The 24,821-nt window shown below is 67.3% G+C and carries 15 protein-coding genes and 1 pseudogene; 13 read left to right on the top strand and 3 right to left on the bottom strand.

Annotated features, from left to right (window positions below; translation table 11 throughout):
- The 7 genes from PW843_30465 to PW843_30435 all read left to right on the top strand — a co-directional run.
- Nucleotides 1–4,810 (top strand): hypothetical protein (locus PW843_30465; GenBank protein ID MDE1150895.1); only part of this gene is annotated, 4,810 nt, incomplete at its 5' end.
- 452 nt (nucleotides 4,811–5,262) lie between these two features.
- Complete coding sequence (locus PW843_30460; GenBank protein MDE1150894.1) at nucleotides 5,263–7,566, top strand: hypothetical protein; 2,304 nt, start codon at nucleotides 5,263–5,265, stop codon at nucleotides 7,564–7,566.
- Between the two features lie 775 nt (nucleotides 7,567–8,341).
- Nucleotides 8,342–9,223 (top strand): autotransporter outer membrane beta-barrel domain-containing protein, encoded by an 882-nt coding sequence (locus PW843_30455; protein MDE1150893.1) that lies wholly within the window; start codon nucleotides 8,342–8,344, stop codon nucleotides 9,221–9,223.
- Nucleotides 9,224–9,517: 294 nt separating this feature from the next.
- Nucleotides 9,518–12,370: a TonB-dependent receptor gene (locus PW843_30450; protein MDE1150892.1), complete on the top strand. Its 2,853-nt coding sequence runs from the start codon at nucleotides 9,518–9,520 to the stop codon at nucleotides 12,368–12,370.
- A 4-nt stretch (nucleotides 12,371–12,374) separates the two neighbouring features.
- Complete coding sequence (locus PW843_30445; protein ID MDE1150891.1) at nucleotides 12,375–13,748, top strand: hypothetical protein; 1,374 nt, start codon at nucleotides 12,375–12,377, stop codon at nucleotides 13,746–13,748.
- A 22-nt stretch (nucleotides 13,749–13,770) separates the two neighbouring features.
- Complete coding sequence (locus PW843_30440; GenBank protein ID MDE1150890.1) at nucleotides 13,771–15,993, top strand: carboxylesterase family protein; 2,223 nt, start codon at nucleotides 13,771–13,773, stop codon at nucleotides 15,991–15,993.
- Between the two features lie 24 nt (nucleotides 15,994–16,017).
- Nucleotides 16,018–16,764 carry a dienelactone hydrolase family protein gene (locus PW843_30435; protein ID MDE1150889.1) on the top strand — a complete coding sequence of 249 codons (747 nt, stop codon included), beginning with the start codon at nucleotides 16,018–16,020 and terminating at the stop codon, nucleotides 16,762–16,764.
- 29 nt (nucleotides 16,765–16,793) lie between these two features.
- Here PW843_30435 and PW843_30430 read toward each other — a convergent pair whose 3' ends face one another.
- Genes PW843_30430 through PW843_30420 form a run of 3 tightly spaced genes read right to left on the bottom strand, consistent with a single transcriptional unit; the run spans nucleotide 16,794 to nucleotide 18,813 of the window.
- Nucleotides 16,794–17,270 carry a hypothetical protein gene (locus PW843_30430; protein ID MDE1150888.1) on the bottom strand — a complete coding sequence of 159 codons (477 nt, stop codon included), beginning with the start codon at nucleotides 17,268–17,270 and terminating at the stop codon, nucleotides 16,794–16,796.
- Nucleotides 17,271–17,279: 9 nt separating this feature from the next.
- Nucleotides 17,280–18,515: a LysR family transcriptional regulator gene (locus tag PW843_30425; GenBank protein MDE1150887.1), complete on the bottom strand. Its 1,236-nt coding sequence runs from the start codon at nucleotides 18,513–18,515 to the stop codon at nucleotides 17,280–17,282.
- Nucleotides 18,454–18,813 carry a hypothetical protein gene (locus PW843_30420; GenBank protein ID MDE1150886.1) on the bottom strand — a complete coding sequence of 120 codons (360 nt, stop codon included), beginning with the start codon at nucleotides 18,811–18,813 and terminating at the stop codon, nucleotides 18,454–18,456. Before PW843_30420 ends, PW843_30425 begins: the two co-directional genes overlap by 62 nt.
- A 286-nt stretch (nucleotides 18,814–19,099) precedes the next feature.
- On the opposite strand from PW843_30420, the gene PW843_30415 reads away from it, so the two are divergent.
- The 6 genes and pseudogenes from PW843_30415 to PW843_30390 all read left to right on the top strand — a co-directional run bounded on the left by PW843_30415 (nucleotide 19,100) and on the right by PW843_30390 (nucleotide 24,692).
- The gene (locus PW843_30415; protein ID MDE1150885.1) at nucleotides 19,100–20,074 is read left to right on the top strand and encodes an ABC transporter substrate-binding protein; all 975 of its coding nucleotides are present in this window, start codon (nucleotides 19,100–19,102) and stop codon (nucleotides 20,072–20,074) included.
- 147 nt (nucleotides 20,075–20,221) lie between these two features.
- Nucleotides 20,222–20,749: pseudogene (locus tag PW843_30410) on the top strand (amidohydrolase family protein).
- Nucleotides 20,750–20,828: 79 nt separating this feature from the next.
- Entirely contained in the window at nucleotides 20,829–21,245 is a 417-nt protein-coding gene (locus PW843_30405) for an amidohydrolase family protein (GenBank protein MDE1150884.1), read from the top strand.
- Between the two features lie 151 nt (nucleotides 21,246–21,396).
- Nucleotides 21,397–22,245 carry an amidohydrolase family protein gene (locus tag PW843_30400; protein MDE1150883.1) on the top strand — a complete coding sequence of 283 codons (849 nt, stop codon included), beginning with the start codon at nucleotides 21,397–21,399 and terminating at the stop codon, nucleotides 22,243–22,245.
- 41 nt (nucleotides 22,246–22,286) lie between these two features.
- The gene (locus PW843_30395) at nucleotides 22,287–23,657 is read left to right on the top strand and encodes an MFS transporter (GenBank protein MDE1150882.1); all 1,371 of its coding nucleotides are present in this window, start codon (nucleotides 22,287–22,289) and stop codon (nucleotides 23,655–23,657) included.
- Nucleotides 23,658–23,702: 45 nt separating this feature from the next.
- Nucleotides 23,703–24,692: a hypothetical protein gene (locus PW843_30390; protein MDE1150881.1), complete on the top strand. Its 990-nt coding sequence runs from the start codon at nucleotides 23,703–23,705 to the stop codon at nucleotides 24,690–24,692.
- The last annotated feature ends 129 nt before the right edge of the window (nucleotides 24,693–24,821 follow it).

The following is a 24,821-nucleotide window of genomic DNA, read 5'->3' as shown; positions in this document are numbered from 1 at the left end:
GAACGACTATGTCGGCGGCACCGTGGGCACGCTGAGCAACACCGGCACCATCAGTGCCAACAACGCCGTCTACGTGGCGGCCACGGGCACGCTGGGCACGCTGTTCAACAGCGGCACGCTGCTGGGCGCCAGTGCCGCGCTGAGCAATCTGGGCAGCATCACCAGCATCCTGAACGGCACCTTGGGCACGGCGGTGAGCCCCGGCCTGATGGCGGGTGCGGTGGGTATCGCCAACGCCGGCTACCTCGGCACGCTGACCAACTACGCCACCATCCTGGGCACGACCGGGGCGGCGGTCGACAACCAGGGCACGCTCTTCGGCCTGGGCAACGCCGGCACCATGACCGGTGTCACCAGCGGCCTGTCCAACGCCGGCAGCATGACCATCGTCCAGAACGCGGGCCTGGTCTCCGGTTCCATCGGTGTCAACAACACCGGCACGATCAGTGCGCTGGGCAACATCGGCTTCGGCACGCTGCTGGGCAGCATCGTCGGGTCGGCGACGGGCATCCGCAACAGCGGCAGCGGCGTGATCGGCACGCTGGCGAACGCGGGCCTGATCAGCGGCGTCACGGCCATCTACAACGCGGCCACGGCCACGCTGGGCACCATCGCCAACAGCGGCACCATTGCCGGCAACATCACCAACCTGTCGTCGGCCGACCTGGTGCTGGCCGGCAGCGGCGGCACACTGACCGGTGGCACCATCAGCAACACCTCTTCCAACGTGGTGTTCGCGGGTGGCAGCCAGCTCCTGGCGGACCAGCTCAATGTCGGCAGCCACACGGTGGTCAACAGCGGCGCCAGCCTGGGGCTGGGCGGCACCGTGACGGTGACGGGCAGCTACAGCCAGGTCTCGGGCACGCTGTCGGTCACCCCCGGCACCAGCCGGCTGGTGGTGACGGGGGCGGCCAGCATCACTGGCGGCACGGTGCTGGCCAGCCTGTCGGCCACGGCCAACTACCTGGTGGGCAGCGCCTACACCCTGGTGCAGGGCGGGGCGGGGTCCAGCTACACCGGCGCCACGGCGACGGTCTCGGGCGTGGCGGGCTTGAGTGCCGCGGCCAGCATCAGCGGCAACACCTTCCTGCTGTCGGTCAGCAACGACTATGTCGGCGGCAGCATCGGCACGCTGTCCAACACCGGCACCCTGAGTGCTGCCACGGCGGTCTACATCGCCAGCACCGGCAACCTGGGAACGCTGGTGAACACCGGCCTGATCCAGGGCAACATCGTCAACTTCAGCGCCACCGGCTTGACCATCGCGGGCGGCACGGGCGCCACGGTGGGCACGCTGACGGGCCCGTCGGGCCAGGGCACCATCACCAGCACGCTCGCCAACGTGGTGCTGGCGTCCGGCAACCTGGTGCTGAACGACGCCATCAATGTCGGCACCGGCACCCTGGTCAACGGCGGCGCCAACGTCCTGCTGACCAGCATCGTCTCGGTCACCGGCGGCTACAGCCAGTCGGCCGGCACCTTGGGCCTTGGCGCCAGCCAGCTGGTGGTCAGCGGTGCCGCCAGCATCACCGGCGGCACGGTGACGGCCAGCCTGTCCAGCACCGCCAACTACCTGGCGGGTGTGGCCAGTTCCACCACCCTGGTGGCGGGCGGCGCCGGTTCCAGCTACAGCGGTGCTGCGGTCGCGGTCGGCAACGTGGCCGGCCTGGCGGTGGGCGGCACCACCAGCGGCACCAACCTGGTGGTCCTGGGCCTGAACGACTATGTCGGCGGCAGCCTGGCCAGCATCGCCAACACCGGCAGCATCAGCGCCGACTACGCGGTCTATGTGGCGGCCACGGGCACGCTGGGCACGCTGTTCAACAGCGGCACGCTGCTGGGCGCCAGTGCCGCGCTGAGCAACCTGGGCAGCATCACCAGCATCCTGAACGGGACGCTGGGCACGGCGGTGAGCCCCGGCCTGATGGCGGGTGCGGTGGGCATCGCCAATGCGGGCTACCTCGGCACGCTGACCAACTACGCCACCATCCTGGGCACGACGGGGGCGGCGGTCGACAACCAGGGCACGCTCTTCGGCCTGGGCAACGCCGGCACCATGACGGGCGTGACGGCGGGCCTGAACAATGCCGGCAGCATGACCATCGTCCAGAACGCGGGCCTGGTCTCCGGCTCCATCGGTGTCAACAACACCGGCACGATCAGTGCGCTGGGCAACATCGGCTTCGGCACGCTGCTGGGCAGCATCGTCGGGTCGGCGACGGGCATCCGCAACAGCGGCAGCGGCGTGATCGGCACGCTGGCGAACGCGGGCCTGATCAGCGGCGTCACGGCCATCTACAACGCGGCCACGGCCACGCTGGGCACCATCGCCAACAGCGGCACCATCGCCGGCAACATCACCAACCTGTCGTCGGCCGACCTGGTGGTGGCCGGCAGCGGCGGCACACTGACCGGTGGCACCATCAGCAACACCTCTTCCAACGTGGTGTTCGCGGGCGGCAGCCAGCTCCTGGCCGACCAGGTCAACGTGGGCAGCCACACGGTGGTCAACAGCGGGGCCAGCCTGGTGCTGGGCGGCACCGTGACGGTGACGGGCAACTACAGCCAGGTCTCGGGCACGCTGTCGGTCAACCCCGGCGTCAGCCGGCTGGTGGTGACGGGGGCGGCCAGCATCACTGGCGGCACGGTGCTGGCCAGCCTGTCGGCCACGGGCGTGTACCTGGTGGGCAGCGCCTACACCCTGGTGCAGGGTGGGGCGGGGTCCAGCTACACCGGCGCCACGGCGGCGGTTGCGGGCGTGGCCGGCCTGGGTGCGGCGGGCAGCATCAGCGGCAACACCTTCCTGCTGTCGGTCAACAACGACTATGTCGGCGGCAGCATCGGCACGCTGTCCAACACCGGCACCCTGAGTGCGGCCACGGCGGTGTACATCGCCTCGACCGGCACCCTGGGTGTGCTGGCCAACAGCGGCCTGATCCAGGGCAACATCACCAACAACAGCGCCAACGCGCTGACCATCACCGGCGGCACGGGCACCACGGTGGGCACGCTGACCGGTCCGTCGGGCCAGGGCACCATCACCAGCACGCTCGCCAGCGTGGTGCTGGCCAGCGGCGCCCTGTTGCTCAACGACGCGGTCAACGTCGGCACCGGCACGCTGGCCAACAGCGGCGCCAGCGTCCTGCTGGCCAGCATCGTCAACGTGACGGGCGGCTACAGCCAGTCGGCGGGCACGCTGACGGTCAACGCGATCAGCGGCGGGCTGGTGGCCAGCAATGCCGCCAGCGTCACGGGCGGCACCATCGCGCTGACGGGCGCCTCCAGCACCACCACCTTCCTGGCGGGGCAGACGGGCGGCAGTGCCCTGATCGCGGGCGGGACGGGGTCCAGCTACACCGGCTACACCGTCAACAGCGGCGTGACGGGGCTGGAGGCCACGGGCACCACCGTGGGCAACAGCCTCTATCTCTACGGTGTCAACGACTACGTCGGCGGCACGCTGGGCAGCATCGCCAACAGCGGCACGCTGAGCGCCAACAACGCCGTCTATGTGGCGGCCACCGGCACGCTGGGCACGCTGTCCAACAGCGGCACGGTGCTGGGTTCCAGCGCGGCGGTGAGCAACCTGGGTAGCATCACCAGCATCCTGAACGGGACGCTGGGCACGGTGGTGAGCCCCGGCCTGATGGCGGGTGCGGTGGGCATCGCCAATGCGGGCTACCTCGGCACGCTGACCAGCTACGGCACCATCCTGGGCACGACCGGGGCGGCGGTCGACAACCAGGGCACGCTCTATCGGCCTGGGCAATGCCGGGACCATGACGGGTGTGACGGCGGGCCTGAACAACGCCGGCAGCATGACCATCGTGCAGAACGCGGGCCTGGTCTCCGGTTCCATCGGTGTCAACAACACCGGCTCGATCAGTGCGCTGGGCAACATCGGCTTCGGCACGCTGCTGGGGACCATCACCGGTTCCGCCATCGGCATCAGCAACAGCGGCAGCGGCGTGATCGGCACGCTGGCGAACCAGGGCCTGATCAGCGGCGTCACGGCCATCTACAACGCGGCCACGGCCACGCTGGGCACGATCGCCAACAGCGGCACCATCGCTGGCAACATCACCAACCTGTCGTCGGGCGACCTGGTGGTGGCCGGCAGCGGCGGCAATCTCACGGGCGGCACCATCAGCAACACGGCCAGCAACGTGGTGTTCGCGGGCGGGGCCCAGGTGGTGGGCGACGCGATCAGCGTGGGCAGCCACACGGTGGTGAACAGCGGGGCCAGCCTGGTGCTGGCCGGCACGCTGAGCATCACGGGCAACTACAGCCAGGCCAGCGGCACGCTGGTGCTGGGCACGTACGCGGCGGTGGTCAGCGGTGTTGCCAGCATCAGCGGCGGCACGGTCAGCACCAGCGTGGACCCGACGCTGAACTACATCGTGGGCAGCAGCACGGGCGTGGTGCTGGTGCAGGGCGGTGCGGGGTCCAGCTACAGCGGGGTCAGCGTCACCTCCACCGTCACCGGCCTGACCCTGGGCAGCGGAGTGGCCACCGTGGGGTCCAACGTGGACCTGGTGCTGGCGGCCAGCAACGACTACATCGGCGGCACGCTGGGGACCCTGAACAACAGCGGCACCATCGCCGGCGTGCTGACGGCGGCCTACATCGCCAGCGCGGGCAGCATCGGCACGCTGTCCAACAGCGGTGTGCTGAGCGGCTCGCGCTACGGCATCGACAACCTGGGCAGCATCGGCCTGGTGAGCAACAGCGGCACGGCCACGGGGGTGATCGGGCTGTACAACCAGGGCGTCATCGGCACGGTGCTGAACAGCGGCAGCCTGCTGGATGAGCCGGAGATCAACGCGGCGGGGCTGAACAACGCCGGCCTGATCGGGGCGGTGATCAACCAGGGCACGGGCACCATCAGCAGCGTGTTCTACGGCCTGTACAACAGCGGCACCATCGCCAGCGTGGACAACAGCGGGCTGATCAGCGCCACCAACACGGTCTCCGGCCAGGCGCTGGCCAACGTCGGCACCATCGCCGCGGTGAACAACAGCGGTGTGATCACGGGTGTCACGGCGCTGTACACCAGCGGCAGCATCGGCACGATCGCCAACAGCGGCACCATCGCCGGCGCGGTGGTGAACACCAGCGCCAACGCGCTGACCTTCACCGGCGGTACGGGCACGGTGACGGGCACCCTGACCGGCCTGGCCGGGGCGCAGGGGACGATCACCAGCACTGGCGCCAACGTGGTGCTGGCCTCGGGCAACATCCTGCTGAACGACGCGGGTCAATGTGGGCACGGGCACGCTGGTCAACAGCGGGGCCAGCGTCCTGCTGACCAGCGTGGTCAGCGTGACGGGCAACTACGCGCAGAGCGACGGCACGCTGGCGATGGGCATCGGCAGCGGCACGGCGGGTGAGCTGCTGGTCAGCGGCGACGCGGCGTTCAGCGGCGGCACGGTGGCGGTGACGGCGCTGACGGGCAGCAACCTGATCGCGGGGCAGAGCTACACCATCGCCGAGGTGGGCGGGACCCTGACGACCAGCAACCTGGCGGCGGCGGCCACGGGCTTCAGCGCCACGCTGGGCACCGGCACCAACGGGACGTCGACCGACCTGCTGCTGACCCTGCTGAGCGATTACGTCAGCGGCACGCTGGGCACGCTGACCAACAGCGGCACCATCAATGCGCCGACGGCGGTGATGATCACCAGCGCCGGCAGCCTGGGCACGCTGGCCAACAGCGGGACCATCATCGGCAACGTGGTCAACGCCAGCGCCAACGACCTGGTGATCACCGGCGGCACCGGCGGCACGGTGGGCAGCTTCTCCGGCGGCACGATCCACAACAGCCTGTCCAACCTGACCTTCGCGTCGGGCGCGGTCAGCCTGGGCGACGCCATCGACGTGAGCGGCCACACGGTGAGCAACAGCGGCGCCAGCCTGACGCTGGCGAATGACGTCAGCGTCACCGGGGCCTACAGCCAGAGTGCGGGCACGCTGAGCGTGGCGGGCCATGTGCTGAGCGTCAGCGGGGCGGCGGTGGTGACGGGCGGCCTGGTCGATGCCGGCCTGAGCGGGACGGCCAACTACCTGGTGGGTGACGGCGTCACCCTGATCCAGGGCGGGACGGGCAGCAGCTATACGGGTGCCACCGTCACCAGCGGCCTGACGGGCCTGGACGCCACCGGCACCACCAGCGGCACCAACCTGCTGGCGGTGGCTGCCAACGACTACATCGGCGGGGCCTACGGCACGCTGGCCATCACCGGCACGCTGGCCAACACGGCCGGGGGTGCCACGGCGCTGTACATCGCCCGCACGGGCACGCTGGGGGCCTTGGCCAACAGCGGCACCATCGCCGGCAACATCACCAACCTGTCGTCGGGCGACCTCAGCATCACCGGCGGCAGCGGCAGCGTGGTGGGTGTGTTCACCGGCGGCACCATCGCCAACACCGGGGCCAACGTGGTGTTCGCCGGCGGGGCGGTTGCCCTGGGCGACGCCATCGATGTGGGCGGGACGCACACGGTCAGCAACATCGGCGCCAGCCTCAATCTGACCAATGACGTGGCGGTCAGCGGCACCTATGCCCAGACTGCGGGCACGCTGACTGTGGGCGGTCATGTGCTGACGGTCAGCGGCCCGGCGCTGGTGAGCGGTGGCACGGTGTCGGCGGGCCTGGCCAGTGTGGGCAACTACCTGGTCGGCGACAGCGTGACGATGATCACGGGCGGTGCGGGGTCCAGCTACACGGGCGCCACCGTCACCAGCGGCCTGACGGGCCCTGGACGCCACCGGCACCACCAGCGGCACCAGCCTGCTGGCGGTGGCGGCCAACGACTACATCGGCGCCAGCTACGGCACGCTGGTCGTGACCGGCACCCTGGGCAACACCGCCGGGGGTCTGTCGGCGCTGTACATCGCCTCGACCGGCACGCTGGGGGCCTTGGCCAACAGCGGCACCATCGTGGGCAGCATCACCAACCTGTCGTCGGGCGACCTCAGCATCACCGGCGGCAGCAATGGCACGGTGGGCCTGTTCAGCGGCGGCACGATCAGCAACACATCCGCCAACGTGGTGTTCGCCGCGGGGGCGGTCAGCCTGGCCGATGCGATCAACGTGGCCAGCCACACGGTCGGCAACATCGGCGCCAATATCGGCCTGGCCCAGGACGTTGCCATCACCGGCAACTACAGCCAGTCGGCGGGCACCCTGTCGGCCAACGGCCATGTGCTGTCGGTCAGCGGGGCGGCCAGCGTGACGGGCGGCCTGGTCAATGCCGGCCTCAGCGGGACGGCCAACTACATCGTGGGCGACAGCATCACCCTGATCCAGGGTGGGGCGGGGTCCAGCTATGCCGGGGCCACGGTGACCAGCGGGGTGACCGGCCTGTCGGCCACCGGGGTGACCAGCGGCACCAGCCTGCTGGCGGCGGCTGCGAACGACTACATCGGCGCCAGCCTGGACACGCTGAACGTGACGGGGGTGGTGTCCTCGCCCACCGCCCTGTACATCGCGGCCACCGGGACCTTGGGCACGCTCGCCAACAGCGGCACGCTGGCGGGCAACATCACCAACCTGTCGGCCGGTGACCTGGTCATCAACGGCGGCACGGACGCGGCCCCGGGGACGCTGACCGGGTACAACGGCAGCGTCGGCACCATCAGCAACACCCTGTCCAACGTGCGGTTCACCGGCGGGGTGCAGCTGCTGAACGACAGCATCGATGTTGGCAGCCACACGGTGTTCAACAGCGGGGCGACCCTGCTGGTGAACAACGCGATCAACATCGCCGGCAGCTACAGCCAGAGTGCGGGCAGCCTGGTGATCGGGGTGACGTCGCAGACCAACTACGGCAACCTGGTGATCAGCGGCAGTGCGGCGTTCACCGGCGGGTCGATCGCGCTGCAGGGCGTGGGCAGCGGGGCGGGCGCCTTGCAGGCCGGCACCTACACCATCGCCTCGGCCAACGGGCTGAACCTGAGCGGGCTGAGCTTCAGCGCCACCGGCTACACCGTGACCAGCAACCTGGTGACGGTGGGCGGCACCACGGAGCTGGTGCTGAAGGTGGCGGGGGCCGCCACCAACTACACCTCGGTGGGCAACGCCCAGGGCGGTGCGGCGGTGGGCACGGGGTCGGCGCTGGATCGCATCGCGGCCCTGGCCGGCAACAGCATCACCACCAACACGCAGCTGGCGGCCTTCCAGCAGCAGGTGCTGGCGCCGTTGGCGACCCTGACGCCGACGGCGCAGCGGACGGCGGTGGCGCAGCTGTCGCCCAGCCAGCTGACACCGCAGCTGACGGCGACGTCGGTGACGCCGACCACCACGGCCATCAGCCAGCACCAGGACCAGGTGGCGGGCCTGATGGACGGAGACGGCAAGGGCCTGGCGGCGGGCTCCGACGGCCGTACCGGGGTGATCTGGGGAGAGGTCGTGGGGGCGGGCGTGCTGCGCGGCACGACGACGGAGGCGGCCGGGTACCGGGCCAGCAGTGCGGGCATCGTGCTGGGGGCGGACTGGTTCGCCAACTCCGAACTGATGGCGGGCATGGCGTTCAGCTGGATCAACAGCGCGTCGGTGGGCCAGGGGGTGATGGCGGGCAGCCTGACGCGGGTGGGCAGCTACCAGCTGACGGCCTACAGCGTCTGGCGTCCGGACTGGTCGGACCAGCGTCTGTCGGTGGAGGGCCAGCTGGGCTTCGGCTACAACCACTTCGACCAGCGGCGCGACATCGCCTTCCTGGGCGCCCGTGCCAACGCCAACTATGGTGGCGAGCAGTACCTGGGCAAGGTGACGGTGGGGTACGACCTGCCCAAGCAGGGGGCGCTGACGTTCACGCCGCAATACAGCCTGCGGGCGGTGCGCCTGACCAACCATGGCTACCAGGAGCGGGACGCGGGTCCGGCGAACCTGACGGTGGACCCGTTGGGCACGACGGCGCTGACGCAGGAGCTGGGGGTGAAGGTGACGACGGACGTGCACACCGGCCTGGGCACGTTTATGCCGGACCTGAAGGTGGCCTGGCTGCATGACTTCAAGGACGGCCCCATCCCGACGACGGGCGTGCTGGCCGGCGTGGCGTTCGCCAGCACCACCGGGCGGATCAACACCGACGGCCTGGCGCTGAACCTGGGCACCACCCTGGACCAGGGCGGGGGATTCAAGCTGCGGCTGGAGTACAACGGCGAATACCGCCGCGACTACCAGAGCCACGGCGGCGTCCTGCGCGCCTCCTGGGACTTCTGATCCCGCAACCCCAAGCGGACAACCCAAACAAAACCCCGCCGGTGGCCGCCGGCGGGGTTTTGTGTTTTTGCGATGCCGTTGGGGACAGGCGCCAATGGCAATCCTGTCCGGCAATCAATCCAGAACTTATCAACAATATATAAAACCGATACCCCTGTAGCGGGCACCGTATGCGATCACCAAGGCGAACGTTCCGAGCGTTCGCGAACAAATGACCTACCGAAACGGTAGGCGCCGCGAACAAGGCGTAAGAACGAAACAAAAGGGAGGATCGCCATGAAGTCGAGATGTTTGATGCGCAGCCTGTTGCTCGGGGTTAGCGCGCTGGTGCTTGGCTGCCCGGCGTTCGCGCAGTCGGCCAATGCGCCGCAGGCGACCGGCGGTGTCGCGGCACCCCAGGGTGCGGACGCCCCCGCCGGCAGCGCGCCGCTTGAGGAAGTGGTGGTCACCGGTTCCCGCGTCATCAAGGACGGTTCGGCCAGCCCGACGCCGCTGACGACGGTTGATACCGCCGCCCTGTTCGCGGCCGCCCCATCGGGTTCCATCTCCGACGCCCTCAACAACCTGCCGGTCTTCTCCGGCTCGCGCAATTCGTTCAGCAACCCGGGCTCCAACGCCACCGGCGTGCAGGGCGGCAACGGCTCCGCCAATGTGCTGAACCTGCGCAACCTGGGCTCCTACCGTACGCTGGTGCTGTTCGATGGTCACCGCGTGCCGCCCACGCTGTACAACTCCACCGTCGACGTGGACATCATCCCGCAGGAACTGATCCAGCGGGTGGATATCGTCACCGGCGGTGTATCCGCCGTCTACGGTTCCGACGCCGTTTCGGGCGTGGTCAACTATGTCCTGAACCGCAAGTTCGACGGTTACCAAGCGCACAGCGAATTCGGCATTTCAGACCGGGGAGATGCCCGCAACCGCGATGTCGGTGGCGCCTTCGGGTTCGAGGTTGGCAGCAACGGCCATTTCGAGGCCAGTGTCCAGCACCGTGAGAGCGACGGCATCCTGAACCGCGCCGGCGACCGCGACTGGGACAACCTGGCCGCGATGCAGGGGGCGGGCACCGCCGCCAACCCCTATGTGCTGGACACCAACGTCCGCCTGCGCACCTACAGCTTCGGCGGCCTGATCACCTCCGGCGCCCTGAACGGCCAGACCTTCAATTCCAACGGCGTGCTCAGCACCTTCAACAAGGGCACGTCCACCGGTTCGACCTGCTGCCAGATCGGTGGCGACGGCGCCTACCAGAACGCCTCCATGATCTCGCCCTATGAGGGCACGCAGCTGTTCGCCCGCTATGACCTGGACATCTCCGACCATGTGCACGCCTTCATCCAGGGTGGCGCCAACCTGAAGACCAACACCTCCTATACCGGGTGGAACCAGCTGTCGGGCCTGACCCTCAGCGCCACCAACGCCTTCCTGCCGGCGGCCTACCAGAACGCCTTCGCGGCGGCCGGCCAGAAGACGTTCACGATGAACGAGATCTGGTCGGGCGCGCCGCGCATCGAGGCCAAGACCGACACGACGCAGCTGTACCTGAACACCGGTCTTGAGGGCGATTTCAGCGGTTTCGACTGGAACACCACCTATACCCACGGCTCGTCGCGCATGAAGACGACGGTCAGCAACCTGCCCAACGCCGAACGGCTGTCGGCGGCGCTGGACGCGGTGGTCGATCCCTCCACCGGCAATATCGTCTGTCAAGCAAGCCTGACCAACCCGTCCAAGTACGGCAGCTGCGTGCCCCTGAACCTGTTCGGCCCCACCGCCGCCAGTTCCAAGGCCATCAATTACGTCCTGGGCGGCGTCGGTTTCCTGACCCACACCGACATGGACGCGGTCGACGCCTCGATCAGCCGCACCGCCTTCGACGATTGGGCCGGGCCGGTCAACGTGGCGCTGTCGGGCGAATGGCGACGGGAGACGTTCGACGCCTCCAGCACCGCGACGGCCAGCGATTACGCCGACTGCACGGGCCTGCGCTACAACTGCACCTCCACCACCACGCTGTACCCCAGCACCTTCCCCAACAGCGACACGGTGGCGCAAAGCGTGAAGGAAGTGGCGCTGGAGGTCGAGGTGCCGCTGCTGAAGGACCTGCCGTTCGCCAAGTCCCTGGACCTGAACGCGGCGGCGCGCTTCACCGACTACAGCACCAGCGGCCAGTACCTGACGTGGAAGGTCGGTTCGGTCTGGCAGGTGGACAGCGACCTGAAGTTCCGCGGCACCGTTTCCCGCGACATCCGGGCACCCACCCTGTACGACCTGTTCCAGCCCAAGACGGTGGTGCCTGGCAACTTCACCGACACGCTGACCAACACCACCTCCTACGTGCCGTCGATCAACACCGGCAACACCGCCCTGCAGTCGGAAGTGGGCCACACCTACACCGGCGGCTTCGTCTATGAGCCGAGCTACATTCCGGGGGCGACCTTCACGGTCGACTACTATCACACGGAAATCGACAACGCGATCACCACGGTCCAGGGCTTCAACGCCGCGACCCAGGCGGCCTGCTACGCCAGCAACGGCACCTCGCCCTATTGTTCGCTGATCCAGCGCGACGCGTCGGGTGCCGTCACCGCCTATTACATCCAGCCGCAGAACATCGCCACGGTGAAGACCTGGGGCATCGACGCCGAGGTCGGCTACAACACCGAGTTGTTCGACCGCGGGCTGGGCCTGCGCTTCCTGGTCAACTGGCAGCCGCACATCTATTACGCGCAGCCGGGCGTGGCCTTGATCGACCAGGGCGATGCGGGCTGGGGCCAGAACGGCCTGATGCCCAGCCCCAGCGTGCAGCTGGCGGCCTTCGCCAGCTATCAGGTCACCGACCAGTTCAAGGTCGACCTGTTCGAACATTACCGCAACGGCTTCCGCCGCAGTGGCGTGGCCAGCCAGGTCTACGCCGACGAATATGTCGGCAGCTACGCCACCACCAACGTGACGCTGACCTACGATGTCGGTTCCATGTGGAAGGTCAAGGAAAGCTCCATCTACTTCAGCGTGACCAACGTGTTCGATGCCACCCCGCCGCTCAGCGGCTATTACAGCGGCACCACCTCGGCCGGCCAGGCCTATGAGTTCTCGGACGACCCCACGGGCCGCGCCTTCCTCATCGGCTTCCGCATCAAGGGCTGATGGGATGGTCTCGCCCAAGCTTCTTAAGGCCGCGCTCGCTTCCGCGCTGATCCTGCTGGGCAACCAGCAGGCATCGGCGGCGGAAGGTGCGTCGGCGCCCAAGACCACCTTCGTGCATCTGGCGCGCGGCGTGCCGGGGGTGCTGTATGAGCCGGCGGTGATCGGCCCCAAGGCTGAAACCGCCGTGTTCATCATGCACTCCTCGGCCGATTACCTCAGTTTCCCCGGCTGTACCGAACTGTCGCAACGGGGTTATCGGGTGCTGTGCGCCAACAACAGCACTGCCAAGTCCGGTGTCTCCAACGACGGCGTGCTGGACCAGGTGATGCTGGAGGTCAAGGCCGCCGTTGCCTGGCTGCGGCAGCAGCCGGGGGTGAAGCGCGTCGTGCTGCTGGGCCACAGCGGCGGCGGCACGGTGATGAGCGCCTATCAGTTCATCGCCGAGGGCGGCGTCAAGGCCTGCCAGTCGGCGGAGAAGATCTGGAAGTGCCCGGACAGCTTGGGCGGATTGCCGCCGGCCGACGGCCTGATGCTGATCGACAGCAATTGGGGCCTGGCGGCCATGACGCTGTTCAGCATCGACCCGGCGGTGACGGATGAGGCCAAGGGCACCACCCTGGATCCCAAGCTGGACATGTACAATCCGGCCAACGGCTTCAAGCCCGCCGGCTCGTCCTACAGCCCCGCCTTCACCAAGGCCTTCCTGTCGGCGGAAGGCGCACGCAACAACGCCCTGATCGCCAAGGCGGAAGGGGAACTGGCGGCCATCCGGGCGGGCAAGGGGCCTTACGACGACGACGCGCCCTTCGTCGTGCCCGGCGCCATCCTGCTGGGTAGCAACAACCGGCTGTTCTCGCAGGATGTCGGCCTGATGGCCCATACGGTGAAGGCCTGGCCGCTGCTGCACGCCGACGGCCATGTGACGATGGGTGTCATCCCCACCGTGCGCGTGCCGGAGAACACCCGCAACAACTCGCCCTCCTTCATCAAGGGCGCCCTGAAGACAACGGTGCAGAACTACCTGAACGCCTATGCCATCCGTACCCGGCCGGACTTCGGCTATGATTCCGAGCATGTGACCGGCGTGGACTGGACCTCCACCTACGCCAGCCCGCCGGGCGATGTGCAGGGGATCAACGCGCCGCTGCTGGTCATGGGCATGACGGGGCACTGGGAATATCTCGCCAGCGAAACGATTTATGAGCTGGCCCACAGCCCGGACAAGACCATCGCCTTCGTGGAAGGCGCGACGCACCTGTACGACACCTGCAAACCGTGCGAACGCCATGCGGGGGAATTCGGCGACACGCAGAAGACGACGTACGACTACATTGACGCCTGGCTTGCCAAGCCCGGCCGCTTCGCGAACCGGCAGTAATAAAAAACAATAGGGGATGGGAATGCGCAGTTGGGTCCTTTCCACGTCGGCGCTGATGCTGGCCTTGGTGATTTCCAGCACGGGCCAGGCGCAGGCGGTGCCGACCACCATCGGCCATGACCAGCGCCTGCTGATCGCGGGTGTGCCGGCCGCCCGGCGCGACGCCCTGACGGTCACCAGCCCGGCCTTCGTCGCCGGTGGTGACATTCCCCTGGCGGCCACGCAGTACGGCGAGAACCGTTTCCCCGGTCTGGCCTGGACCAAGGGCCCCAAGGGTACCCGGTCCTATGTCGTCGTGCTGCAAGGCATGCTGGGCCGGGACGGGGCGGCGGAGGCGGGGACCAGCGTCCATTTCGTGCTGTACAATATTTCCGCCGGGACTTTGGTGCTGCCCGCGGGGTTGCAGACGCCGCCGGCCGGTGCCGCCTTGGGCCCCAATGTGCACGGCCCCGCCGCGGCGTATGCCGGGCCGCACACCCATGATGCCAGTCGCCACCCCTACCATGCCCAGGTGTTCGCCCTGGACACCGCCCTGAAGGCCGACGCCGATATCAGCTTCAACGCCCTGCGCCAGATGATGGACGGCCACGTGCTGGCGGCGGGCGACCTGGTCGGGTTCGCTGCCAAGCCGGAAGGGGTGTCGGTTGCCGGCACCAGCGCCGCCACGGCGCCGGTGACGGTGCAGACGGGGCAACTGACCGGTACCCATGGGCGCGACCCGGCCATCGCCGTCTACAAGGGCATCCCCTATGCCGCCCCGCCGGTGGGGACCTTGCGCTGGCGGCCGCCCGCCGCACCGCTGGCCTGGGAGGGCGTGCGCCATGCCGACACCTTCGGGGCGGCCTGCCCGCAGCCGGGGGGCGAGATGGCGCGCGGCATGCCGCAGAGCGAGGACTGCCTGACCCTGAACGTCTGGACCGGTGCCGCACCGGGCAGCGGGGAAAAGCGCCCCGTCTATGTCTGGATCTACGGCGGCGGTTTCATCGGCGGCACCGGTGCCAGCCCGGAATTCGATGGTGAGGGCTTGGCGCTGAAGGGCGTGGTGGTCGTCACCTTCAACTACCGCGTCGGCGTGCTGGGTTTCCTGGCGACGCCGGAACTGAGCCGCGAGTCCGGCCATAACGCGTCGGGCAACTACGGCCTGCTGGACGACATCGCCGCCCTGCAATGGGTGAAGCGCAACATCGCGGCCTTCGGCGGCGACCCGGACCGGGTGACCATCGGCGGCCAGTCGGCCGGTGCCGGCTCCGTCGGCTTCCTGTCGATGTCGCCGCTGGCAAAGGGCCTGTTCCGCGCCGGCATCGCCGAAAGCCACGCGCGTTATCCGCGCGATACGGAGTTGCGCTATCTTTCCGTTTCCTGGCGGCCGCTGGCGACGGCGGAGGCCGCCGGCACGCAATACGCGGCCCAGCACGGCGCCAAGACGCTGGAGGAGTTGCGCGCCCTGCCGGTGGACACGCTGATCGCGGGCAGCAACGGCGTCGATGCCGCGGTGGAAACCGGCAGCGACGGCAAGCCGCCGCTGTTCCGCCCGGTGGTGGACGGCTGGGTCATCCCGCAATCCTATTGGGACACCTACCAGGCGGGCGCCCAGAACCAGATCGCCTATGTCGCCGGCAACAACAAGGATGAGACGGGTGCCGTGCCGGAAACCGCCTTCGCGGCCCTGCGCGCCAGCACCACGCCGCCGCGTGCCGGCATGCCGCAGACCAGCGTCACCGTCGCCCAGTTCGATGCCGCCGCCCGGCGCAAGTTCGGCCCGCTTGCGGATGAGTTCCTGAAACTCTATCCGGCGAAGACCGATGAGGACGCGGCCTTGCAGAACAACGCCGCCGCCCGCGACAACTCCCGCGTCTCAACCTGGCTGTGGGGCACGCTCTGGACCAAAGGCGACAGCCTGCCCCTGCACACCTATTTCTGGACCCATGCCATCCCGGGCCCGACGCATGACCGGCGCGGCGCCTTCCACGGGTCGGAAATCCCGTACGTCTTCAACAGCCTGGACGCGCTGGACAGCCCCTGGACCGATGACGACCGCCGCATCGCCGAAACCATGTCCAGCTATTGGGCCAACATCATCAAGACCGGTGGCCCCAATGGCCCGGGCCTGCCGGCGTGGCCGGCCTACAGCGCGGAAAAGCCGCAGGTGATGGAACTGGGTGACCATTTCGGACCTATACCTGTGGCCAGCGCCGAGAAGGTGGACTTCTGGAAGCGCTTCTTCGCCACGCAGGCGGCCTGGTAGGCTGCCGATAAAGGGATCGTCGCCATGGAAAAGTTCGAGGTTCCGGCCAAGGACGGGCTTTGCCCGGTGTGGCTGCATCTGCCGGCCGGTCAGACGGGACCGTGGCCGGGCATCATCCTGTTCATGGATGGACCCGGCATCCGGCCCGCGCTGCACCGCATGGCGGATCGGCTGGCGGATGCCGGGTACGCCGTGGCGCTGCCCGACCTGTTCCACCGCGCCGGCCCTTACGATCCCATCGATCCCAAGGTGGTGTTCACCGACCCCGCCCTGCGCCAGGCGCACCGGGAAAAGCTGATGTCGGCGACATCTCCCGCCATCGCCATGGTCGATACCGAGGCCGTGCTGGCCTTCCTGGCCGGCCGGGACGATATCCGCAAGGGCCCGGTGGGCGTGGTGGGGTATTGCATGGGCGGGCGGCTGGCCCTGATCGCGGCGGCGACCTTCCCCGACCGCATCGCGGCGGCCGCTTCCTACCACGGCGGCGGCTTGGCCGACGGCAAGCCCGACAGCCCGCACCTGCTGGCCGGCCAGATCACGGCACGGGTCTACGTCGCCGGCGCCATCGAGGATGCCAATTTCGACGACGCCCAGAAGGCGCGGCTGGAAGAGGCGCTGGCCGCCGCCGGTGTCAATCACACCGTGGAAACCTATCCCGCCCGCCATGGCTGGGTGCCCGACGACATGCCGGTGCACGATCCGGTCGAGGCCGAACACCACTGGCGGACACTGCTGGCGCTGTTCGACGGTGTGTTCAAACCGGTGGCATGAGGCCGGGCCGCATGCCGCTCAGCGCCCCGTCACGGCGCGGAAATAAGTGTCACATTGCAGTGAACGCCATCGCCGACGCTGTTCGCCCAGAATGATACCGTTGTGTTGGTCGAGTATGCGGTCAGCAGGAGTGAATAAACACTCATGACGCTGGTGGATTTGCCAACGGAATCCGAGCCCTTCGCATTCCAAACGAACCAGGTTCCGGCGCAGGGGCTGGTGGACTTGTCGATCAGGAACTGAACAAAGTCAGGCATGTAGCTTGGTTCGATTCGCGTTACTTTGGCATTCTGAAAGAAAATGTCATCAGCTTTTCCGATATTGGGGTAGGCGGCGTAGAGAAATAACGCGGCAATAGCCAAAATTCTTTTCATTGGAAACACCTGACCATCATAGGTACCGAAATTCATACCATGGGCGTGAACCCATATCCAATAATGGGAAAGATCGTGGCTACCATGCTTGCCGATTGTATCGGTTGATGCGCCCCCAGCGTCTGAGGGCACATGGACACTTCAACTGGCGTAGCGCGTCGGCGACATGATGCTGCGCGTGGTGACGCGTGACTTCACCAGGTTGATGAAATCCCGGTGCAGGGCGGTGGGCAGCCAGTCGGCGCGGGTGGTGATGCCGATTGTCGGGCAGGGCAGGTCCACGTCGATCGGCACGCGCATCAGCATGCTTTCGTGCTGCAACTCGTATGAAGTCATCAGGGTCAGCCGGTCGCTGCCCGCCAGCAGATGGCGGATCAGGGGCAGGGCGGAGGTGGCGATGGGTGTGCGCGGCTTGGCGTTGCCGGCGAACAGCCCGTCGAAACATTTGCGGCGGTTGGACCCGTGGGTCCCCACCACCCAATCGAAATCGATCAGGTCGGTGCGCGAGACCGCCCCACGCTGGGCCAGGGGATGGCCGCGGCGGCCCACCACCTCATAGGGGGTTTCCGCCAGGGTCTGGCTGACCAGATCGTCGCCCACGGTTTCCTGCGTCAGCCCCACGACGATGTCGACCTTGCCCTCGCGCAGGTGCTGCATCATTTCCGAGGCGTTTTCGTTGGCGATGCGCACGTCCACCTTGGACTGCATCGCCAGGAACTCATCCAGCACGGTGGCCAGCAGCACGCTGCCGCCGAAGGGCAGGGCGCCGATGACGATGCGGCTTTCGCCGATGTCGCGGGCCAGGTCGATCTCATCCATCGCCCAGGTGATTTCCTGCAAGGCCAGGCCCATGCGGCGGCCGCAGGCGATGCCGGCCGGCGTCACCATCACGCCCTCGGCGGAACGGTAGAAGATGCTCTTGCGCAGGTTGGCTTCCAGGTCGCGCGCCGCCCGCTGCAGCGACGCCTCCGTGATGTGCAGCGACCGGGACGCGGCGGCGAAGGTGCCGTGTTCGATGATGGCGACCAGGCTGCGCACCTGCGAGCGGGTGAGGCGGTGGACCACCGCCTCCGCCCCCACCTGGCCGCCGGTGACGTCCAGGTCCAGCAGAGCGTCCACCAGTTGGCGGAACATGCGGATGACGCGCCGGTGCAGGATGACGCCGGGTGGTGTGAGATAGCTGCCGCTGGTGCGGCGTTCGAACAGCTCGATCCCGATCATCTGTTCCAGCTTGGCCAGGGCTTGCGTCACCGCCGGCTGGGACAGGTTGCATTCCTCGGAACCGCGCCGGACGCTGTTCAGCCGCCCCACGCTTTCAAACAGGCGCAGTTGGCGGAAGCTGATGGCGTCCAGGCAAGGGAACGGTGCTTCGGGCATGTTTTTTATCCTCCCTGGACATCACCGTATTGAATTTCTTATAGGGCTGGAATGGTCTTTCGATGCTGCACTGCGGCAGCGCTTCGGGCCGGAATTCGGCTGCATAAGGGGGTAGGCATCGGCTTCCCGGCGTCCCGGCACCGGCCGAGATATCGTCATAAGGTGCCAGGGTTTTTCGGCCCCAAGCCGTTGAAATCGTCACGACTTTGGCGTGCGGGATGCGCCGCTTCAGGTGTCTCTGCCGGTGCGGCTGGCTGCCCTTTTCCAGGGCACCGCGGCGATTGAAAACCTGCAGCATGACCGGGGCGCCCTGCACAAAACTTATCACCTTTCGCACGCTTCCTGGGGGGCGGTTTCGGGTGGTGGAGGGCTAAGTGGGGATGTGCCCGGCCGCCTCTTCCGACTTGGGCGGTCGATAGGGTCGCCGTTGGGACGGGCGGGCCTGATAAAAAGTGTGCACGGCTTGACAGGAAATTCGCCCGGCTGATTGACGACAGGGCGGTAAATCGCGCGAATATTGCGGTGAGCCCGGTCAAAGCCGGAGCATAGCCCAGAATAGAACAACATCTGAGGGAGTGGAAACCGTGACCAAGAAACTGCCGCTCACGTTCGCCGTCGCGGAAGCGCCGCATACCTCGGCCGTGCGCAGTGGCGCCATCCCGGTTGACGGCGTCGACGGCAACTTCATGACCATCCATCCGCAGATTGCCGCCTTCCGGCGCATGGTGCGCGATGTGGAGTTCGACGTCTGCGAACTGGCGCCCACCACCTACATCATCGCCCGCGCTTATGGCGCGCCCTTCGTGGCCCTGCCCATCTTCGTGCTGCGCAAGTTCCACCATTCCGGGCTGCTGGTCCGCCCCGACGCGGGCATCAACCAGCCCAAGGACCTGGAAGGCCGCAAGGTCGGCGTCCGCGCCTATTCGGTGACGACCGGCGCCTGGACCCGCCAGGCCCTGATGGAGGATCTGGGCGTCGATTGTTCCAAGGTCACCTGGGTGGTGGACGACGAGGAGCATGTGACCCAGCTGAAGCTGCCGCCCAACGTGCAGCATGTGCCCGAGGGCCGTTCCCTCTACGACATGATGGCGACAGGGGAACTGTCCGCCGGCTTCGGCGGCAACGCCGGGGTGGGGCGCACCGGCAACCCCACCAGCGGCTGGAAGGAGGTGGAGGTCGACTACCCCGACCTGCTGCCCAACGCCGAGGCGCTGGAGTGGGATTATTACCGCCGCACCGGCGTCTATCCCATGCACGGCACCATCGTGGTGCGCGAGAGCGTGCTGAAGGAAAACCCCTGGGTGGCCAAGGCCATCTATGAGGCGTTCGAGGAGGCCAAGCAGGGCTGGCTATCGCGGCTGAACAGTGGCGAGGCCAACACCGCCTCCGACCGCCGCTACGCCAAGCTGCAGCAGCTGGTGGGCAACGATCCGCTGCCCTACGGCATGGAGGCCAACATCCGCACCATCCAGGCGCTGGAGGAGACGGCCTTCAAGCAGGGACTGACGCCGCGCCGCATGTCGCTGGATGAGCTGTTCGTCGATCCCGCGAAGTTGTGACCGCCACAGGTCTTATACGGCCGGGGGCAATATCAATAAGCGCCGCTGGCCGGCGGCGCCTAGGATGTTGATGGAAAAGCCATTTGACATGGCGACATGTGCTGGGCGCGCGTCTGCGCCGGCGCCAAGAATGCGATGAGGAAACCCATGATCATCGATTGCCATGGTCATTTCACCACGGTGCCCCAGTCCTTCCGCGACTGGCGCGCCAAGCAGGTGGAATATGCCGACGATCCGGTGAACGCGCCCAAGGTGTCCGACGCCATCGTCACGGACGAACAGATCCATGAGGGCGTGGGCGGCGGCCAGTTGCGGCTGCAGCAGGAACGGGGCAGCGACCTCACCCTGTTCTCGCCCATCGCCGGGCTGATGAGCCACCATCTGGGCAATGAGCGCACCAGCCTGGAATGGGCGGAGGTGTCGAACAACCTGGTGCGCCGCGTCTGCGACATCTATCCCGACAACTTCGTGCCGGTCTGCCAGCTGCCGCAGTCGCCCTCTGCCCCCCCGAAGAACTCCATCCCCGAACTGCGCCGCTGTGTCGAGGAACTGGGTTTCGTCGGCTGCAACGTCAACCCCGATCCCACGGGCGGCTATTGGACCGGCAAGCCGATGACGGACCGGGAATGGTACCCGCTGTATGAGGCGTTGTGCGAACTGGACGTGCCGGCCATGGTCCACGTGAGCGGCGTCGTGCAACCCCAATTTCCACGGCACCGGCGCGCATTACCTGAACGCCGACACCTCCGTCTTCATGCAGTTGCTGCAAGGCGATCTGTTCCGGGACTTCCCCACCCTGCGCTTCGTCATTCCGCATGGCGGCGGGGCGGTGCCCTATCACTGGGGCCGCTATCGCGGCATGTCGCTGGAGATCGCCAAGCGCCCGCTGGAAGGGCTGCTGAACAACATCTTCTTCGACACCTGCGTCTATCACCAGCCGGGCGTCCAACTGCTGACCACCGTCGTGCCGACCAGCAACGTCCTGTTCGGGTCGGAGATGATCGGCGCCGTGCGCGGCAAGGACCCCGACACCGGGCAGTACTTCGACGACACCAAGCGCTACGTCGATGCGCTGGGCCTCAGCGACGCCGACCGTGCCGCCATTTTCGAAGGCAACGCCCGCCGTGTCTATCCGCGCCTGGATGCGCACCTGAAGGCGCGCGGGCAGTAGCGCCAACGCCAGTCAACGGCATCCATGCCGTTGTAGGCCGCGACGGCGGCCGCCGCAGCTTTCCGGGGAGCGCAGCGGACTGGAAAGCGAGGATAGCTTAAGGGCCGGATGGCCCGCCGGCGCCTGAGGGGTCTTTAGACCAGAGGGAAAAATGCACTATTTCGACATCCATCCGCACATCATCTCGGATGATGAGACGCGATACCCGCCGGCGCCCCTGTTCGGCAAGCGTAGCGACTGGTCGCAGGAGCGGCCGAACACGGTGGAGACCCTGATCGCCGCCATGGACGCGGCCGGCGTGGCCAAGGCCGCGGTGGTCCATTCCTCCACCACCTACGGCTTCGACAACTCTTATGTCGTCGATGGCTGCAACCAGTACCCTGATCGCCTGGTGGCGGTGGGCTCCGTCGATATGCTGGACGGGAACGTCTGCGCCACCATCCGCGATTGGGCGGGGCGGGGCCTGGCGGGCCTGCGCATCTTCACCGGTGGCTCCACCAAGGATTTCGATCCCAAGGAACTGGATGATCCCCGGTCCTTCAAGGCGTGGGACCTGCTGGGGGAACTGGGCCTGCCTATGTGCATCCAGACGGGGCCCATCGGCCTGCCGCAGGTGACCATGCTGGCCCGGCGCTTCGCCAACGTTGCCATCATCATGGACCATCTGGGCCGGCCCGACGTGCTGGACGGCCCGCCCTATGCCAACGCCGCCAGCCTGTTCGAACTGGCCGCCCTTCCCAACATCTACTTGAAGCTGACCCCGCGCATCTTCGGCGACGTGAAGAAGGGCCAGGCCAGTGCCGGGACCTTCTTCCCCAAGCTGGTGGCGGCCTTTGGCGCCGACCGGCTGGCCTGGGGGTCCAACTTCCCGACCTCCCCCGGCACGCTGGCCGAGATCAAGGCGGACGCGGAGGCGGGCCTGGCCACGCTTTCTGATGCCGACCGCGCCTGGGTGTTCGGCGACACCGCCCGAAAATTGTATCCAAGGCTGGCGGACTGAGCCGAAAATCAGCCGCGATAAAGATAAAAACGGGAGGAGTTATGGCGAAGTTGGAAACGGGCGAACAGGGCCCCGATGAGGGGGAGGACCCGGTGACGGCGCTGCGGCGCTGGTCCGTGCTGCTGCTTCTCTCGCTGGGTGTGCTGATCGCCTTCGTCGACCGGACCAGCATTTCGTCGGCCTTGGCGGACGTCAATTTCATCCGGAATTTCGGGCTGTCCGACACCGATCGCGGCTGGGTCAACGCCGCCTTCTTCTGGTCCTATGGCGTCATCCAGATCCCCATGGGCTGGGCGGTGGACCGGTATGGCGTGAAGACGCCCTACACCATCTGCTTTTTCCTGTGGTGCGTGGCCACGGCCCTGACGGGCGCCATCTCCGCCTTCACCGGCCTGATGATCATGCGCATCGTCGTCGGCGTGGCCGAGGCCATCGTCATGCCCGCCAGCTACCGCTGGATCCGCAACCACTTCAGGGAAGGGCAGAGCGGCACGGCCGTCGGCATCTTCACCATGGGCAACAAGTTCGGCCCCGCCATCGGCGCGCCGGTGGCGGCCTGGCTGATCGTCCATCACAGCTGGCAGGCCATGTTCGTCATCACCGGCCTGGTGGGCCTGCTGTGGCTGGTGCCCTGGGTGCTGCTGGTGAAAAGCGACCTGCCCAAGGCGGCGGACATGGTGGCGGTCCGGCGCAACGCCTCGGCCCTGCCGTTCCGCACCATCATGGCCAGCCCCCTGGTCTGGGGCGCCATGATCGTCAACTTCTGCTACGGCTATTTCACCTTCTACTGCATGAGTTGGATGCCGTCGTATCTGGTGGAGCAGCGCGGCCTGTCGCTGAAGGAATCCGGCCTCTACACCTTCTTCAGTTTCGCCGGCATCGCCATCGTCGCGGTGGTGGCGGGCTGGGCGGCGGACCGCATCATCGCCCGGGGGCACGACCCCGTGCTGGTGCGCAAGGTGTTCGTCATCGCCGGTTTCCTGGGCGCGTGCACCGTGCTGCTGGGCGTCAACGCCACGTCGCTGGACGCCGCCCTGTTCTGGAACGTGACCTCGCTGTCCTTCCTGGGGCTGGCCACCGCCAACAACCTGGCGCTCTGCCGCCTGACCCTGATCCCCAAGCCGGCCATCGGCATCGTGACGGGGGTGCAGCAGGTGGCGACCAGCCTGTCCGGCGGTGTCGCCGCCAGCCTGTCGGGCTGGCTGCTACAGGTCAGCGGCAATTATGAGCTGCCCATGCAGGTGATCCTGGTCTTCCTGATCATCGGCGCCGTGACCACCGCCGCCCTGCTGCGGGCCCGGTACGCGCCCCGGCTGCCGGGCGACGGCGGCCCGCCCAGCGGCGTCGCCACGCCGGTCACGCGCGGGCCGGAACTGATCGCGGGGTCCGCTGGTCCCCAGTCCATTCGTTAAGCGGCCCATTCGTTAAACGTCAGTACGGAAAAAGCGAGGAACAAGATGGCCAAGATCGTATTCGGCATGGCGGTCCCTCACAGCGGCATGCTGGGACAGGCGCCGGAAGACTGGCTCAACAACGGCGAAAGGGATCGCAACAATCCCAAGCTCTGGTACCGCCAGCGCACCTGGACCTATCCGGAACTGGAGGCCGAGCGCGGCCCCAACAATTTCGAACCCCTGCTGTCCTTGGCGGAACGCCAGGCGCGCGCCGCCCGCAACAGCGCGGCCCTGGCGGAAATGCGTCGGGCGTATGAGGCGGCGAACGTCGACGTGGCGATCATCCTGGGCAAGGACCAGAAGGAGATCTTCATCGACATGTCGCCCTCCATCGCCATCTACACGGGCGAGGAGGCGTACAACGGCCCGCCGCAGCGCTCGGTCTACGCGCCCGACCACGCGGTGACGCACCCATGTCATCCGGAACTGGCCCTGCACCTGATCCAGTCGCTGGAACAGGACGGCTTCGACATCACCGACCTGTTCAAATGGCCGGACAATGTGTGGATGAAGCCGACGCCGGAACGGCCCATCGTCCCGCACGCCTACAGCTTCGTCTATCACCAGATCATGGGCGACAACCCGCCGCCCAATGTGCCCGTCATCCTGAACTGCTTCTACGCGCCGACCCAGCCGCCGATGAAGCGCTGCATCGCCTTCGGCGAGGCGCTTTTGCGGGCCGTCAAGGCGTGGAAAAGCGATGCCCGCGTGGCCATCATCGCCTCCGGCGGCCTGTCGCACTTCGTCTGTGACGAGGAATTCGACCGCCGCATCATCGAGATGCTGCGCACCTTCGATTATGACGGCCTGGGCGCCCTGGATGAGCGCTGGTACCAGTCCGGCACCTCGGAAATCAAACTCTACGTCTCGGTCCTGAAGGCGCTGGAGGAGACCGGCGCCCAGATGACCCTGGTCGATTACGTGCCCTCATACCGCACCGCGGCCGGCACGGGTGAGGGCATGGGCTTCATGTACTGGTCGACCGACCGCTAACGCACAACCCGACCAGCAGGGATCACCCTGGTGGTCTAGGACGCGACCGCGTCCGCCGGAACGAGCACCGCAGGGCGCAGTGAGGATAAGCCAAGGCGGACGGATGTCCGCCGCCCGGCGCCTGAGGGG

The sequence above is a fragment of the Azospirillaceae bacterium genome (genome assembly GCA_028283825.1).
GTDB lineage: Bacteria > Pseudomonadota > Alphaproteobacteria > Azospirillales > Azospirillaceae > Nitrospirillum.
This window is presented reverse-complemented; position numbering and strand designations above follow the sequence as displayed.